The following is a 16,123-nucleotide window of genomic DNA, read 5'->3' on the forward strand; positions in this document are numbered from 1 at the left end:
TGAACCCTGAACCCTGAACCCTGAACCCTGAACCCTGAACCCTGAACCCTGAACCCTGAACCCTGAACCCTGAACCCTGAACCCTGAACCCTGAATTGGCATGACGATTGCTGCATATCCGGTGCCCTAACGGGCGCCGCCTTCGGACGACGAGGGCGAAACTAGGACGTCCCACTCAGTGAGCTGCCGGATGATAGCGACTCGAAGCAGTACGGTTGTGGAGGCCGAAATGAGAACGGATCGCCTGCGCGTGGCCATCGCGGACGACGACCAGGAAATCCGCCGAACTTTGACCAAGATATTGAAGGCGCTGGGCCACGACGTGGTCTTCGCCGGTTCGACGGGCAGAGAGTTGGTCGACTATTGCCTGGAGCAACGGCCCGACATGGTTCTCACCGACATCGATATGCCCGACATGGATGGCCTGGACGCGGCGATGGTGATTCATGAACGTTCGCCGGCGCCGGTGATTCTGCTGACCGGCTTCTGCAACCCGGAGTTGATCGACCGGGCGGAGCAGAACCACGTGTTGGGCTATTTGATCAAGCCGACCTCGCAGGCGCAGCTCGAAGCGGCGATCGGCCTGGCCCTGCGGCGTCACGAAGAGTATCAATCGCTGAGGCAAGAGGCGGCCGACCTGCGGCAGGCGTTGGCCGACCGCAAGATGATCGAACGGGCCAAGGGGCTGCTGATGAAGCACCTGAGCGTGGACGAGCCGGAAGCCTTTCGCCGCTTGCAAAAATTCGCCAGCAACAAAAACAAGAAGCTGGTGGAGATCGCCGAGACGATCGTCATGGCCTCGGAAGCGTTGGACGGGAAGACGCCTTTTAATCGCTAAGGCGTTCACGCCAGGCCAGCGCAGGGGAGAGGTTTCCGGCTCGGCTTCGCCCGCGGTGGTGTGCGGCTCGACCATCGCCACCACGCGATAGTTCTTCGTGGGCGACGCGCTCTCGTCGTAAGTGGCGGCGGAGATGGCGATCGTCTCGCCGGGCCGATAAAAACGCTTGTCGGCCGAGGCCACCAGCCGCCGCCGGCCGATCGCGGAATTTTCCGTGAGCCAATAGATCAGGTTGCGGCAGAACTTGGCGTAGTAGCGGTTGTCGCCCAGTCCCCAACGCTGCACCAACTCGTCGGCGTAAGGCGCGGTGATGGCAAACGCCATCGCGGCCGTGCGACCGCGGCCGTAGCGGCCCACCACCACCGCCGGCACGGAACCCGCCGATTGTGCCCCAGCCACCAAGAATGCCCCATCGCCGGCTGCGTTTGTCGTGGGTGTGCTCGACACGGCGGCCGTGGCCAGCACCGTGGTCAGGTTCGTCCTGGCTCCCACCCAGCGGTTCAGCCCGCTCACCGCCGGCAGTGAGCCGACGATCTGCCGGTTCTGCTTGGCGTCGGCCATCAGGGTCCAGATGGGGTGCGGCGTGGCGGGCAGCTCCGCTTGCAGCCGCACGCTCTCGCCGGGCGTCCAGTCGAGTCCGCCGGGCAACAGCTCGACGGGCAGCATCGGGCCGACGCGCGTCTCGCTCCAGCCGCCCGAAGCGAAGCTGTGCTCTCCGCCGATCATGCACAGGCCGCCGCCGCGCTGGCCGATCCACGGCTCGATCCAATCGAGCTGCCGAAGCTGCGCAGAAAGACCTGCACTTCGACTTCGGCGAACTTGCGTGCCCGTTGCGGAGCGACGACGGCGGCCACGGCCACGTCTCCCCCTTTGCTGACATCACCCACGGGCACGACGTGGACCGGCGTTTTCAAGCGGGCGAACTCGGCGGCGAGTTGTTCGACGCCGACGTCGTCATGTGCCCGGCCGTCGGAGAACACGACGATGCCCAGCGGCGGCACGCGGCCGAAGCGGCTGGAAATTTGCCGCAGCGCCGACAGCAGCCGCGTATCGGCGTCGGTGGGAGACAGTGACGAGAGATCCGCGGTCGACGACGACGGCGGTGCGGCGTCGCTTGTGATGTGGGCCTCTGGCCCGCCCTCCTTGCTGACGGCCTGAGAAGGCCGCCCCATTTCGATCGCGGCCAGTCGTTGGCCAAAAGCGGAAGGGCTTGACGATTGCGGGCGACGGCTTGGCCAGCTCTCGTGCCTGCTCGATAAGTTCGCGCGATTCATCCCAGCGGTTTTTGGGGCTGCCATTATGCATGCTGGCCGACATATCGAGCAGGTAGAACAATTCCGGACGTTCGACCGGGCCGCGCAGTTCATCGACCCGCACCGGGTTCAGCAGCACGACCGCCACGACGGCCAGGATCGCTCCGCGCAGCGTCCACAAGTTCCAGCGATGCGAGACGGCGTTGGCCGGGCCGAGCAGCTTTCGCAGCACGAGCACCGCCAGCGGCACGGCGACCACGACGGCCACCGCGGCGCCCAGCGGCAGCGGCGGGAGGAGTTCCATACCGGAGTCGGCGAAGACCGTGAAGTCGGAAACAGGCAACTGGGTTTGTTCCATGTCCTAAGTCTCGACGGACGCCCCTCTCGCGGTCAACGGTCGGAATCCGACAGTGGCTGCCGGGCCGGCAAGCCCGAGCCTCCCAATCCGCGGCACGGGCCAGTCTCGCCGATTTTAGACAACATGTCTTTACCACGCAAGAACGCGACCCGATACAACCAGCCTTCGTTACCTCCACCGTCACTCCGATTACTTCCGGCTGGAGCGACGAGTTGCCGGGCGGGGCTTTCACTCGCTCGCAACATCAACACCGTTCCTGGCGCACCGGTGATTGACCGCCAGAGGCCGGCCGCGCGAAAAGCCGTCCCCTTGCCGCGCGATGCGTCCCGCCGCGGCGTTGGCGGCGGCGGGACGTGCGCCCGGCCACCGCGTCTTTCGATCGCTGATCACCGTGGTATACTTGCTGCATGAGCAGAACCAGCATCCTGGACCGCTTTCTGGATCCCGTCGTCGAGTTCCTGCCTGCCGACGCGGCCCGCAAAATCATCGAGCTGCGCATCGATCCCGAGCTTCAGACCCGGCTGGACGAGCTCGCAGAAAAGGCCAACCAGGGAAATCTATCACCCGACGAGCGCAAAGAGTATGAGGGATACATCGAGGAGCTTGACATCATCGCGATCTTCAAGCTCAAGGCAAAGGCGGCTCTGCGGCGCCAGGGCTTATGAGCGACCCTACCGTCCGCGGTTTGGTGTGGCGGCGAGCAGATGACAGGTGCGAATACTGCCGCCTGCCGCAGCACGCAATGGAGGCAACGTTCCACGTTGAGCACATTCTTGCGTGCAGCATTCGCCGCCTGATGCCGACGCCCCGGAAAACCTGGCTTTGGCCTACCAGCACTGCAATCTGCACAAGGGTACAAATCTTAGCAGCATTGATCCTGCCAGCGGGCTTGTCGTTGCTCGGTATCACCCGCGTCGTGATGATTGGTCGCAGCATTTCGCGCTGCAGGGGGCACAAATCGTCGGACGGACGCCGACCGGCCGAGCCACGATTCGGTTGCTTCAGTTCAATACGCCCCCGCCGTTTGGAATTGCGCGAGGGGTTGATTGCTGAGGGCGAGTTTTGAATGGCGCTATCTTCGTCTGCCACCAGATTTATCTGGTGGTTGACGGCTAACAGTCCCCATCATTCGTCAGCCGGCTTCAGCCGGGCTTCCGTGTTGGTTTTAGCCCTGTGCGCGGCGGCGGCGGCACGCACGGCACGGCAACCCAGGGAGGCAAAAAGGGCGGCGCGGGGCCATTCGTCTCTGGCGTCCAATCAGCGCCCCACCGGCATAAAGCCGGATGGTGGCTTGCCGAGCGTGAGCCAAACCGCGTCCGGAGAAAGGGTCAGAGGGCCTCGACAGGCCGCCGCCCTTTTTCAACAGGCTGTGTTAGGCCGCCGCTTAGGCGGAAGGAGAGCAACGATCGTGCTAGCCGGCGTGCTGACGAGGAACTATAATCGTGTCGAAAGAGCCTTCCTTTGTTGCAACGCCGGTTTTTTGATGGCAACCGTCACACCATCGTCGAAGAGTGAGATGGCAATTCTGCGACGCGTTGTCGATCCTGCCCGACCATACCTCTCCTGCGAGGCCGCGCGCGACATTCTGCGGCTACAGTTTTCGAAAAGCGATCGCCGCCGCATGAACCTGTTGGCGGAAAAGAATCGCCAAGGAAAGTTGACCGCCGGCGAGGAAGAGGAACTCGATAACTTCATTCGTGTCGGCCAAACCCTTGGCATTTTGCAGTCGAAGGCGCGGCGAACGCTGCGCCGCGCCGAAAAACTGAACGGCAAAAAATCGCGGCGCGAATGAGTCGAGCGTTGCGCAAAGAACTGCGTCGCCTTGCCGCCCAGCGCTGCGATTACTGTCGGATGTCCGAAGCATTCGACCCCCTGCCATTCCAGGTCGACCATATCATTGCCGAGCAACACGGCGGCGCGACCGTACTGGAGAACCTTGCCTGGAGCCGCATGCATTGCAACAAACGGAAGGGACCAAACATCGCGGGCATCGACGCCGATTCCGGTCAGTTGGCCGCTTTGTTTCATCCGCGCCGGCAGGCTGGGGACCGGCATTTTTACTGGGACGGCCCGGTCCTCCGCGGCCGCACGCGCTCGGCACGGGCGACGATTGCGGTTCTCGGCATCAACGATCCCGATTTCGTAGCGTTCCGAGCCGAGTTGATGGACGAAGGGGTATTCTAGCCGGTCGTCCGCCACGCCCCGCTCCTTGCCTCGGTCGGGCGATGATTGACTGCCAGAGGCCGGCCCGGCCAAATGCCCCTTCCCTCAACGGGCTTTCGCCAGCCGCCGCGTCGCGGCGGTTGGCGGACGACCGTCGCGCGCACCGTCGACGGCGTAAGGGAGGTCGCCGCTTCGTCTCAGGCGGTCAATCACAGCCCCACCGGCATAAAGCCGGGTGCTGGCTTGCGGAGCGTGAGCCAAACCACGTCAGGCGAAAGGATCCCGAGCATGCCGCCCGCTTGCCGGGCGGAGGCTCACGTTGGTCTCTAAAAGGGTCGGGGCGGCACGTCACGAGGATGCCGCCCGCTTGCCGGGCGGAGGTTTCACGTTGGTTGCTAGAGCTGCCGTTGAGCGGGCTCGCCGCCTTTAGAGACCAGCGTTAAGTACCGCCGGGCAAGCCGGCGGCATGTTCCGTTGGAAACCTCTCAACGGGCGTCCGCCAGCCGCCGCGTCGCGGCGGCTGGCGGACGCACGTGGCGCGCACCGTCGACGGCGTAAGGGAGGTCGCCGCTTCGTCTCTGGCGGTCAATCACCGCCCCCCCCGGCACGAGCGCGAATGGTGGTGATCACTCGCGATGCGCGCGGCCAGCCCACCCATCCGCTATACCAACCGGCATGGAGGTCACAATTCATGACTCCACGGCATCAAGCCGGATGGTGGCGTGAGGGCAATCACAGCCAATGCACCGGCGCGTCGCCGGCCGACCGAATCGGCGAATGGCAAGGCGCAGGCCGCGACGGTACGAATCCGGCACCGCCGCGCCGAACGAATAGCCGCCGTGAGGCGCTCGACATCCCCCTGCGCCGCCGATTATAATAGCCAAAAGTTCATGCCTAGACCCCCAAGTTCGAACAGCCTCGGTCGTGCCCGGCATTGTGCAAAACGCCGAAGCCATTTATAAGTTCGCCGTCAAACCGCCAACCATAGGTTCGGCCGTTATAAACTGCTCGGGTTTTGCTGCAAAGGTGGCCCTTCATGGCGCCTAAAAAAAAGCCACCACTGACGTTCGAGGTGCGGTTCGTAGCGGAAGGGCTCGTTCCCGAGGAAATACCCCTGCGTGCCGTGAGCGATGCCCTCTCGGCCGTGCAGGATCTGGCCAGCGGGCGCGATCCTGCGGAGCTGCCTCAGGTTCCCGCCGAAAAAAGAATTGCCCTAATGGATGTCCGCAGGGGCTCCGCCGTCTACAGTTGTGTCGCACGCGCCCCGGATGAGGCGACGGCGAACCTGGCTAGCGTCGGGGCCATGTTGTCCGGCGATGCCTCGTTCCCCATTGCCGACGAGCGGCTGATTGCGGCACTGCATCCGATTGAATCGCTAAGCAAGGTAGCTCGGTCGGTCAAGTGCAACCTCGAGGTGGCGCCAATCGGCCGACATGAGCGTCCGCTCTTGGTCGTCGAGCCGGATGCTTACGAACGGATTTCGCAGAGAGTGCTTCTGCGCGGTGACACGACCGTCGTGGGAGAGGTGGAGCGCGTCGGCGGCGCGACGAAGATGCGCTGTTTGTTGCGAGTTCCAGGGCATCGTCGCCTTCTCTATTGCGACTTGGAAAGTAAGGATCTTGTCCGCCGCTTGGGCCAGCATCTTTACGAACGGATAGCCGCGACGGGCACGGCCCAGTGGATCCACAGCACCTGGCAGATCTACCGCTTTGCGATTCGTGACTTCACGCAGCCCAAACTAGGCGATCCAAAACAAGCTATCGCCGAACTGCGCACCGCCGGCCTCGCTGCCTGGGACACCATCGCCGACCCGGAAGAATACATGAGGGAATTGCGTTCGTGAGCGTCGGCCTTGACTCGATGGTTCTGGTTTACGCGGGCATCGTGCCATCCAACCCGGCCACCCGCGCCGACGATTTTGCCGACCTTCAGGTCCGTGCGCACATTCTCTTGCACAAACTCGCACGGCGCGACGCGATCATCTACCTTCCCACGGTCGCAATCGCCGAACTGCTTGTGCCTGTTCCAAAGGCGCAAAAGGGGCTGCTCATCGCGAAGCTGGCCGAGAAGTTCGTTTGCCCGAATTTCGATCTACACGCCGCGGCCATTGCCGCGGAATTGTGGGCACAACACAAGCAGTTGCCGCACGACCTGCAATACAAGAACCGCCACCTGTTGAAAGCCGACATTCTGATAACTTCCTCCGCCCGCGCGGCGGGCGCCGTCGAATTCTACAGCCACGACAAACGTTGTCGTGCTCTCGCCGCCATGATCATGCAGGCACACGATCTGCCCAGGGAGGATCCGGAGGACATGTTCCTCAAGGGTGATTTACAACGTGGCGAGGTCGAACTCCCGGAGCGCTTCACGGGCCGCAAAAAGAAGTGAGAGCAACACTGACTCGGCCCGTTTGTCGATCGCGGCGAGTCTATGGGACGAGGGCTACCGCTAATTCGTATTTTGCGTCGGCGTTTTGATGCATTCTCGCTGCCTATTCCCAAGATAGATGTACTGTGCAAGCCGCGGATGATGAGTGACGCGCGCGACAATCAGTTGCTCATCGACCCCAACCCACCGCAAGAGCAATAGCCGCAAAAGCATCTGCAACTTGTCGCACGCCCAAGCTAAAGGAATTCCGCTCAAAGCTTTGGGGCGAAGCTCATCGGTCAGGTGCGTAAAGTAATGCCTCGTGTCAACGATTCCTGAAGTGAAATCGCTGGCTGACGCGCAAACGCACGCCACCATCTGTGGGCCCATTGAACCGAGCAATCCTGATAAGCGCTTGCGAAGCGAGTGTTCGTTTCCATACTTGATCCTGTTTTTCAGGCTCGCGCGATGGTCCTCGCCGACCTCGCTGGGGATCGCAGCCACCAAGGCGTTCTTCACGCGTTCGTAGTCCCCGTCCGCCATGTATGCTCCGGGCATTGTGGCGCGACTGAATGCCTCCAATGCCTGCGACAATATCAGGAACCGGCCACGATTTGAGGGGTCTGCACTTCGATGAGCGTCCCGAAACAGGTAAATCGCGCTCAACAATACATCACTTGCCGAGAACCACTTTTCCAGAATCGGTCCGAGGCGGTCCGCCAATTGCGAGAAATAGAATAACAGCACGGAGGACCGCAGGGCGTCGCGCTCTCTATGCGGTCCGCTCGACGTGTAAAGCAGCGGCCCATCACACGGGTCGCCGTTTGGCGTTACGCGAATCCAACATGCGTGGCAGGGCTCGTCTGTCAGCAGGGTCAGCAGGTCGCAAAGCCGCCACAACGTCTTCTGGAACCACTCCAACGGTTGCGGCGAATCTGGAATAATATTGAAGTGGCTGCCGGCAATTGCCTCCGCCATATTGCGGTCTCCTTTCAGCCTAAATGTCGAATCGATCTCGAACCGCGCCGAAATTGACGAGATTGCGAAGACCTGCCTTTCCGGCTTCGTATAGGTGAGCGTTGCCTGGTCTACAGCATCGGTTGCCTGCACTGCGAAAACGTTGCGGTCCAAAAACTCGTCTAGCTTCGAAGGCGACGCGGATACACCGTCGAATCGCAATTGGTCAAGACCTTCGAGGTGGTAGCCGACGACGAGATAGATGCCGCTGCAAACCATCCAGGATCCCGTGAATGCCGTCACGAACGCACGAAACAACGTGCATTTCTGCCCGTCATCCAACACACCATGCAACCGATCAAACCTGCGAAAATCGGAAGCAAGCACACCCATTTGTTCGACCGACACGGAACCCAGCGTGCCGTCCAGGCGGACACTAAGCTCATCCCGGCTGTATTTCAAGGAGCCTCCGACGACCGTTTCGGGAGCGTCAGGCAGCCACCAGCGGCCACCGCACTCAAAGGCCTCGAAAAGCACGACTTGGCGCTCTCGCATTTGTTATCCATACCTGACGAAAGGGTAGCATTGTGGGCCGGCATCAATCGGGCAGAGGCTGAGCCGGGGAAAGAAACGGCATCCTTGGCGGCGCGGTGGCCCACATGAGGGCGACTTCGTCGGGGGTGAGACCGTAGGCGGCGTTCACGAGGTCGCTGAGGCGATGTTCCAGCGATAAGGCTTCGACCGCCAGACGCCGGGCCGGCTCGATCGTCCGCTCGTATTCATCGCGAAGACCCCGCAACCCCGCCGCACTCAAGGGGTTCTTCCGCCCGCGGGCCTTCTGCACCTCGCCCACAAAGGCGTCGGAGTCGAGGTCGAAGGGCGATTGCAGCTTTTGGCTCGGCTTCTCGATTTCGTGCTCGACGCGGAGCCAGTCGAGGAGCGATCGCAGCGTGCCGTGCTCGTCGCGCGTCAGTTGGATGAGCTGGCCAACCGTGCGATTGGCTTCGGCGCGCTGCGTGTGGTCGGGCTGCGGGACCGGCAAATCGCGAACAAAATCCTTGATGTACCGCAATGCTTCGTCCTTCCCGTGCATCGCCGTGCGCCAGGCATACCACCACGTTATCGGCGCGTTGGCCACCGCGAGAATCCACGAATCATTGGATGGCAAGAAGTAGGCCGTGTTGTTGCAAAGTGTGCCCGACGAGTCGATTATCCATGCGGCTCGCCAGGTGATTTCTGGGTACATGATCTTCGCCTCGTCGAAGGACGCCCAATAGGCGCATGACCGCAGCTCCCACCAATACCGCCCGTGATCCTGGCGATTTAACAGCGCGCCGCGGAACTGCGATAGATGTGCGTGTATCGCCGGATACGTTTTCGCGAAGACGGCTTCCGCGCTATCGCCCTGGTCTGCCCACGGCCATTTGAAATTTTCGCTGGACCGCAGCACAAGCATCCACCAGCCGGCCCAGTCGGCGCTCCAGCGGCTGAAATCTTGGCCGCGGAGGTAAGGTTTTAGCAAAGCCGCACTGCCGGCGTGCGACGCGACGATCGCTTCTTTTGTCTGAGTATCAATGAGATATGCTTCGTTGAGCCCAGTCTTGATGCCCGATAGCGGTTCGACCGCCGCAAAGTCCGCCAGGCGCCGCCCACGCTCGACGAGCTTAGCCAAGAGATGGCCAACGCCTTGAGGCTCAAGCTGCCACGTTTCGGCACCGAGCTGCTCCAGTGGCAGCGCGACGCCTTCATGCTCAATCTGCCGACTCAGGTCGTCGACGCGGAGTTGCTCGCGCGGGATGGTACAGAGCCGCGCGGTCTTGGGCTTCAGCGCGGCGGTCGGTTTACGCGCGACGATGATTGAGGGGAAGACGTCGGCGTCCTCAAAGATCTGCTTGGCGTGCCCGAAGTCGACGACCGATTCAATCCAGGCGCTGTCGGCAAAAAAGCGGCGGAGCGGCTCGCCGTAGCCGGATTTCATCCATTTGTTCGTTACGATCATCGAGAGCAGCCCGCCCGGCCGCAGCAGGCGCAGGCCGCGCTCGTAGAAGTAGACGTACAGATCGGCCATGCCGTGATACGAGCGATACGCGCGCTCCAGATACGGCTTGATGTCGCTCAACAACTCCTGACGCACGTAGGGCGGATTGCCCACCACCACGTCGAAGCCGCCTTCGCCGTTTCGGTCTCCAAAGATTTCGGGGAACTCGCCGTGCCAGTCGAAGGCGCGCAGGTATACGGCCGGGTCGCTGACGACGCTGTTGCCCACGCGGATCGTGTGGTCGAGACTCGTCAGCACCTTGCCCCGCTCGGCCGTCTTGATCCAAAGACTCAGGCGGCAAATCTCGATCGCCTCTTCGTTCAGGTCGACGCCATACAAATTGTTTTCCAGGATGCGCTTGTCGAGGTCGAACAGCGTGCGGTGCCCACGAAGCTCTTGCAGCCGGTCGTTCGAGGCCTGATAGGCGGCATGCAGTTGGTCGAACGCTTCGATCAAGAACGCGCCGCTGCCACAGGCCGGGTCCAAAAGGCGGACCGAACCGAGCTCGTCCTGCCACGATTCCCAGAATTTGACCAACGCCGCGCGGGCCGCCGGCTTCAGGTCGTCGAGCTTGTAGACGTTCGGATCGGCCAGCGCCGTTCGGGCAGGACCCTTCTTCGCCGCCGCTTCTTCGTGCTCGCGCCGCAGCCGCGCGAAACGGTCTTTCAGCACGCCGCCCAACGCCTGCTCGATGATGTACCGCGTGATAAAGGCCGGCGTGTAGAAGGCGCCCTCTTTTTTGCGACGGGTGCGCGCGGTTTGGGGCGTTTTGGCCGTCATCGTGGGAAGTGACGGGCTGGGAAGCCCATCCTCCTGCGACGGACCACTGACAACAGACAACTGACTCCTGAGCTTTTCCAGGTCGGAAATCGACTGCTCGAAAATGTGCCCGAGAATCTCGACGTCGATCAAGCTGCTGCCGGCGGCCGACTGCGCGGCCTGCGAGGCGGGACGATAGTCGTAGGCGCCCAAGTCGCGAAAGGAGCCGCACACGGCGTCGGACACGCGCAGACGGTCGAGCAGCGGGTCGGGAGCGAACAGCCCGCCGTTGTAGGCGTGGATGCCCAGCGCCGCGTTGCCGCCGTTGATCGAGTCGAACAGGCCGCGAAAATTGTCCCAGATGGGGCGCGGATGGTAGGGGTCGCGGTGCTCGTAGGCCTTGCGGATGGTTTCGGTCGGCAGCAGGCCGCGGTCTTCGCAGAAGGCGCAGAACAGTACGCGGTCTAATAGCTTTTGCGTGGCGGCCAACACGTCGCCCCGCGGGGCGTCGGGATTGTCACGGGCAAGTTCCTGGAAGGCGCTCTGCCGCATGTCGGCGTAACGCTGGTAAAAATCGCGGGTCAGCTCGCGGCCCACGCGTTGCGATTCGTCCCAGAGCGAATAGAGATGGCATCGCCCGGCCGCCGGCACGACGCGCTCGGCCCCCAGCAGAAACACGAACCGCTTGAGGTGCGCCGCGTCGTCGGCCAACTGTTCGGTGTCGAAACGCTCGTAGGTGTGCTGGTCGGCGCCCTTGTAATACAAGCGGGTCTCACGCACCGACGTGACCACGATCCAGTCGCACGGTAGGTTGATGGCGTAGCGATAGGCTTGATCGACGGCCGACATGCGGCGGCCGGCGAAGGGGCGGTCGAGCGGATCGCGCGGGCCTTTGCCCTCCAGGGCCACCAGGTAGCGCTGCTCGCCGTTGAAATCGCCCAGCACCGCGTCGGCGAACTTTCCGTCGACCTCGACGTGTTTTTCCCGCGAGAGCGTGTAGCGCGGCTGCCCGTCGGCCGGACGCGTGTAGCCCAACAGGCCGCAGAAAAAGTCGGTCAAGAAGTCGGGCAGCAGCTCCTGCTCTTTGAAGCTGTCTGCGCGGCGTGAAGAAAGCAACTCGGCCCAGTGACGCAGCTTGGGCGCGACGATTTCGACGCGGTGGGGCAACGGAAAGGCCGCCAGGTGCGTGCGGAGAACGTCGGGACGGAACAGCGGCTTGGCTTCGAGGGGCAAGACAGGGTTCAGGGTTCAGGGTTCGGGGTTCAGGGTTCAGGGTTCAGGGTTCAGGGTTCAGGCCAGGGACAGGCCGACGCCGAGAGTATAAGGGACGCGGGGCGGAGAAAGAACATGGCGGCGGACGCGGGATATTGGATTTTGGATTGGTGGGGCGGCGCGACTGGAACAAGCCAAGCCAGGGGCGTGATAGGATGCTGGCCGACTCTTGATCCGTGCCCATCCGTTTTATCCTTGGTTTCCCCTCTTTTGCGGCCATGCTGGCGTGCCTAAGAATTGAGCAGCCGGGCCGCGCGGGGTCCAGCGCGGCACCTCGGCGCACGGCTTTTGCAAATTTGCAATAGCCGGTCAAACACGGCGTTTTTTAGCATCTCGTACCTAATTGGAGGGGCAATCCGCGCGACTGCCTAATCTGTACGCATGCGGCTATTTGTGTGCATATATATTAGGCAATCATGGATAAAGACGAGGGATCAGAGACGAGGGACCGGAATCAGCGAAGCGGTGGACGAGCGCGTCGCGAGAGCGGTGCAAGCCAATGGCCGTGCAAGATGAGTGATGAGCCATCAGGGATGAACCGCGCTCAAAGGACGGATGACAGAAAGATTACCTGACAGAAAAACAAGCCACCCAATGGCGCCTCACTCGACCGCCGCGTTCCCCATTTTTCTGCCAGGTAATTTTTCTGGCAGCATCCCTACGGTACACGCCCAAGCCAGTCGGCGAGTAGAGTGCGAGTACGGAACCGGACGACCGCGGAACGCACCTCAACGCCGAACTCGCGACTTTATTTCGGCCATCCTTCATCCCTCATCGCTCATCCCCTCTTCGGAACTACGAGATGATGAAATCCCTCGGGTTTTTCTCGTTTGTGCAAATTTGCACGAACGAGGACCGCTCTGCCGGGAACGCCCTCCGTGGCGTTCCGCGCAGCGGGGTCGGCACCGCGCCGCCAGAGCTCGGAACGCCACGGAAGCCGTCGCGTACAGAGCCATCCATGTCAAGCCGGCGGTTTTGCGCTTGTACAAGTCGGCGTCGATGCTTCCTCGCATCGTCGCAAACTGCTGGCCCCTACCAGCTTGGATGGCCCAGACGGCGCGCTTGATTCTTGTTTTTCACAAGCAAACCGGCCCCTGAACCCTGACCCCCGAACCCCGAACCCGGAGAACCCAACACCATGCCCAAGCCAGGAAAGGCGCAGCGACCTGCCAACCGGACGACGGCGGACGAACGGCCGCCCAGCCAGCGCGATTGCGGAATCTACGAACAACACATCCTGCGCGGCGAGACGCGACAACACGTGGCCGCGGCACACGCCTTGTCGGGGCAGCGAGTCGCACAAATCGCCGCCCGTGTCGAAGCCTGGCTCGCCATCCACCCCGAACATCCCCTGGCCCAAGATCATTGAGTGAATCAGGGCCGCGCCTTGCGTCCGCCGCCGAGGCTGTCGCCGCACGTCATTCGCTTCTGCGGCTTGCTGACGGCGCGTTTTTCGCTAAGATTGTTCATTCGGCGTTTCCTTGCTGGCCAGCATAGCTTCAATTGGCAGAGCACCGCATTCGTAATGCGGGGGTTGTGGGTTCGACTCCCACTGCTGGCTCTCGGCCCGCGGTCGTCGCCTTGGTCGCGGGGGGCGTGTTCACGGGCCTATATTTTTGCCGCCTCGGTGAGGGCGGCGCCACGGTTCGAACTTGCATTGGGAGAAAGCGGAATGCCACAAGGTTTGGAAGTAGACCTCAAGCAAATGTTGCTGTCCGACGGCCAGCTCGATGCCGCCGCCGTTCGACGGATGATCGAGGCCCTGAGCGCCGACGCCACGAACTACCGGCCGCTGCGCGAGGCGGTGCAAGAATTGGAGAAGGCGGCGGAAGGTGCCTCGGCCAAATTGCGGCTGGGCGTGGGCTACTACTTGTTGGGCCGCTTCCGCCTGGCCGGGCAAACGCTCGCCGCGGTCCAAGGCGGCGTCGCCAAGTATTATCTCGGCAAATCGCACTTCGCCCTGGAAGACTACCGCGCCGCGATTCAAGACTATGAGGCCGCCGCCAAAGCCGGCTACGACGGCGATGCCAGCACCTTGGGGCGGGCCGAAGCCGTCCGCTACACGGGCGACGCACGCGCCGCCTTGAAGGTGCTCGACAGCCTCTCCGGCGCGGTCGAGCAGACCGCCGACTATCTCTATCAACGCGGCGCCACCGTGGCCGCCATCGGCGGAAACCCCAGTGAAGTCGTGGCCTTGCTGGAACGCGCCGTCGAGACCGATCCCAAGCACGCCGGCGCCCTGTTTGCCCTGGCCGTCGAAAACGACCGCCGCGGAAACGATGAGACCGCGCTCGATCTCTATCAACGGTCGACCTCGCGGTTTCCCGCCCATCTTGGCGCCCTGTTGAACCTGGCCATCCTCTACGAAGACCGCCAGCAATACGAGAAGGCGCGCCAATGCTACCTGCGCATCCTCGACGCCTATCCCAATCACCCTCGCGCCCGGCTGTTCTTCAAAGACGCCCAGGCGTCGGGCGAAATGTTCTTCGATGAAGACGCCCAACGCCGCCGCGACCGGCTGGGCCAGGTGCTCACGATGCCCGTGACCGATTTCGAACTCTCGGTCCGCAGCCGCAATTGTCTGCAAAAGATGGGGCTGTTGACGTTGGGCGACCTGGCCCGCGCCACCGAGCAAGAACTGCTGTCGAGCAAGAACTTCGGCGAGACCTCGCTGGTGGAAATCAAGGAGATGATGGCCTCCAAGGGCCTCAGCTTGGGCCAGTTCGCCGGCGAAAAGCGCGTGCCCGAAGTCACCTACGAGCCCGAAGTGATGTCGCCCGACGAACAGGCCCTGCTCAGCAAGCCGATCGCCGATCTGAACCTTTCCGTGCGTGCCCGAAAGTGTATGATCCGGCTGGGCATCAGCACCATCGGCGAGCTCGTGCGGCGGACGCAAGACGAGTTGTTGGAGTGCAAGAACTTCGGCGTCACCAGCTTGAACGAAGTCCGCGACAAGCTGACCGTACACGGGTTGAAGCTGCGCGGTGACTGAACCCGGAGCGTTCGCATTTCGCCTGCTGCATCAGGACGCCGGCTGCCGCGCGCGGCGCAGCACGTTTCACACGCCGCACGGCGCCGTCGAAATGCCGGCCTTTATGCCGGTCGGCACGCAAGGCACCGTCAAGGGGCTGGCCATCGACCAGCTCCGCTCCACCGGCGCGCAGATGGTGTTGGCCAACACCTATCATCTGGCGCTGCGGCCCGGCGAAGAGGTCGTGGCCGAGTTGGGCGGGCTGCACGCCTTCATGGGCTTCAGCGGCCCGATCTTGACCGACAGCGGCGGCTTTCAGATTTTCAGCCTGGCGGTGATGGCCCGCATCGACGAGCAAGGCGCCACCTTTCGCTCGCACATCGACGGCAGCCTGGTGGCGCTGTCGCCCGAACGGGCGGTGTCCCTTCAGGAGGCGCTTGGTTCCGACGTGGCGATGGTGCTCGATCACGTGGTGGCCTTGCCCGGCGGACCGCCTGCCGTGCGCGAGGCCGCCGAGCGCACCGTGCGGTGGGCGGAGCGCTCGCGCGACGCCCATCGCCGCGGCGACCAGGCCCAATTCGGCATCATCCAAGGCGGTCTCGACGAGCCGCTGCGCGTGTGGTGCGCCGAGCAGCTTGCGGCGCTCGACTTCACGGGCTACGCCGTCGGCGGGCTGAGCGTGGGCGAGACGCCGGAAGAGATGTATCGTGTGCTCGATTTCACCGTGCCGGCGATGCCCGACAACAAGCCTCGCTATTTGATGGGCGTCGGGCGGCCGCAAGACCTGCTGGAAGCGATCGAGCGGGGCATCGATCTGTTCGACTGCGTGATGCCGACGCGCAACGGCCGCAACGCGGTGGCCTTTACCGACTTTGGGCCAATCCGCCTGCGGAACAAGCAATTCGAGCGCGACCCGCGGCCGCTGGACGCCGACTGTCCTTGTGCCGCTTGCCGGCACAGCCGCGGTTATTTGCGGCATCTGTTCATGGCCCGCGAGATGCTTGGCCCGGTGCTCCTTTCGATCCACAACCTGACCTATTATCAGCGGCTGTTGGCCGCGGCCCGACAGGCGATCGCGGCTGACCGTTTCGTGGAATACCGCCGCGGAAAAGAGCAAGTCTGGCGGAGCGGCACGCCATGACGTTAA

The 16,123-nt window shown here is 62.8% G+C and carries 13 protein-coding genes and 1 tRNA gene; 10 read left to right on the forward strand and 4 right to left on the reverse strand.

What is annotated here, in order from left to right:
* The first annotated feature begins 229 nt into the window (after positions 1-229).
* On the forward strand, positions 230-838 hold the full coding sequence (locus VNH11_15015) for a response regulator (GenBank protein HVA47679.1): 609 nt from the start codon (positions 230-232) through the stop codon (positions 836-838).
* 722 nt (positions 839-1,560) lie between these two features.
* On the opposite strand, the gene VNH11_15020 is transcribed toward VNH11_15015, so the two are convergent.
* Together VNH11_15020 and VNH11_15025 are read right to left on the reverse strand one after the other, a co-directional pair.
* Complete coding sequence (locus VNH11_15020; protein ID HVA47680.1) at positions 1,561-1,818, reverse strand: hypothetical protein; 258 nt, start codon at positions 1,816-1,818, stop codon at positions 1,561-1,563.
* Entirely contained in the window at positions 1,793-2,449 is a 657-nt protein-coding gene (locus tag VNH11_15025; GenBank protein ID HVA47681.1) for a hypothetical protein, read from the reverse strand. The genes VNH11_15020 and VNH11_15025 overlap by 26 nt, the downstream gene beginning before the upstream one ends.
* A 407-nt stretch (positions 2,450-2,856) precedes the next feature.
* On the opposite strand from VNH11_15025, the gene VNH11_15030 reads away from it, so the two are divergent.
* From VNH11_15030 to VNH11_15050, 5 genes are all read left to right on the forward strand, one after another.
* Entirely contained in the window at positions 2,857-3,114 is a 258-nt protein-coding gene (locus VNH11_15030; protein HVA47682.1) for a hypothetical protein, read from the forward strand.
* A gap of 401 nt (positions 3,115-3,515) precedes the next feature.
* Positions 3,516-4,241, forward strand: a complete 726-nt coding sequence (locus VNH11_15035; GenBank protein ID HVA47683.1) for a hypothetical protein — start codon at positions 3,516-3,518, stop codon at positions 4,239-4,241.
* An 8-nt stretch (positions 4,242-4,249) separates the two neighbouring features.
* Positions 4,250-4,633 carry an HNH endonuclease signature motif containing protein gene (locus tag VNH11_15040; protein HVA47684.1) on the forward strand — a complete coding sequence of 128 codons (384 nt, stop codon included), beginning with the start codon at positions 4,250-4,252 and terminating at the stop codon, positions 4,631-4,633.
* 1,123 nt (positions 4,634-5,756) lie between these two features.
* Positions 5,757-6,455 carry a hypothetical protein gene (locus VNH11_15045; GenBank protein HVA47685.1) on the forward strand — a complete coding sequence of 233 codons (699 nt, stop codon included), beginning with the start codon at positions 5,757-5,759 and terminating at the stop codon, positions 6,453-6,455.
* A complete protein-coding gene (locus VNH11_15050; protein HVA47686.1) occupies positions 6,452-7,000 on the forward strand; it encodes a hypothetical protein in 549 nt (182 codons plus the stop codon). Before VNH11_15045 ends, VNH11_15050 begins: the two co-directional genes overlap by 4 nt.
* A 60-nt stretch (positions 7,001-7,060) precedes the next feature.
* Here VNH11_15050 and VNH11_15055 read toward each other — a convergent pair whose 3' ends face one another.
* Positions 7,061-8,491, reverse strand: coding sequence for a HEPN domain-containing protein (locus tag VNH11_15055; protein HVA47687.1), 1,431 nt, complete (start codon positions 8,489-8,491; stop codon positions 7,061-7,063).
* Positions 8,492-8,534: 43 nt separating this feature from the next.
* Positions 8,535-11,966: an N-6 DNA methylase gene (locus tag VNH11_15060; protein HVA47688.1), complete on the reverse strand. Its 3,432-nt coding sequence runs from the start codon at positions 11,964-11,966 to the stop codon at positions 8,535-8,537.
* A 1,177-nt stretch (positions 11,967-13,143) separates the two neighbouring features.
* Between VNH11_15060 and VNH11_15065 the strand changes: the two genes are divergently transcribed.
* The 4 genes from VNH11_15065 (at position 13,144) to tgt (ending at position 16,117) form a co-directional block, all read left to right on the forward strand.
* On the forward strand, positions 13,144-13,374 hold the full coding sequence (locus tag VNH11_15065; protein HVA47689.1) for a hypothetical protein: 231 nt from the start codon (positions 13,144-13,146) through the stop codon (positions 13,372-13,374).
* Positions 13,375-13,492: 118 nt separating this feature from the next.
* Positions 13,493-13,566 (forward strand) — tRNA-Thr (locus VNH11_15070).
* 111 nt (positions 13,567-13,677) lie between these two features.
* Positions 13,678-14,997, forward strand: a complete 1,320-nt coding sequence (locus tag VNH11_15075) for a DNA-directed RNA polymerase subunit alpha C-terminal domain-containing protein (GenBank protein HVA47690.1) — start codon at positions 13,678-13,680, stop codon at positions 14,995-14,997.
* On the forward strand, positions 14,990-16,117 hold the full coding sequence (tgt, locus tag VNH11_15080; GenBank protein HVA47691.1) for a tRNA guanosine(34) transglycosylase Tgt: 1,128 nt from the start codon (positions 14,990-14,992) through the stop codon (positions 16,115-16,117). The genes VNH11_15075 and tgt overlap by 8 nt, the downstream gene beginning before the upstream one ends.
* Positions 16,118-16,123: the final 6 nt, after the last annotated feature.

It is taken from the genome of Pirellulales bacterium, assembly GCA_035533075.1.
GTDB lineage: Bacteria > Planctomycetota > Planctomycetia > Pirellulales > JAICIG01 > DASSFG01.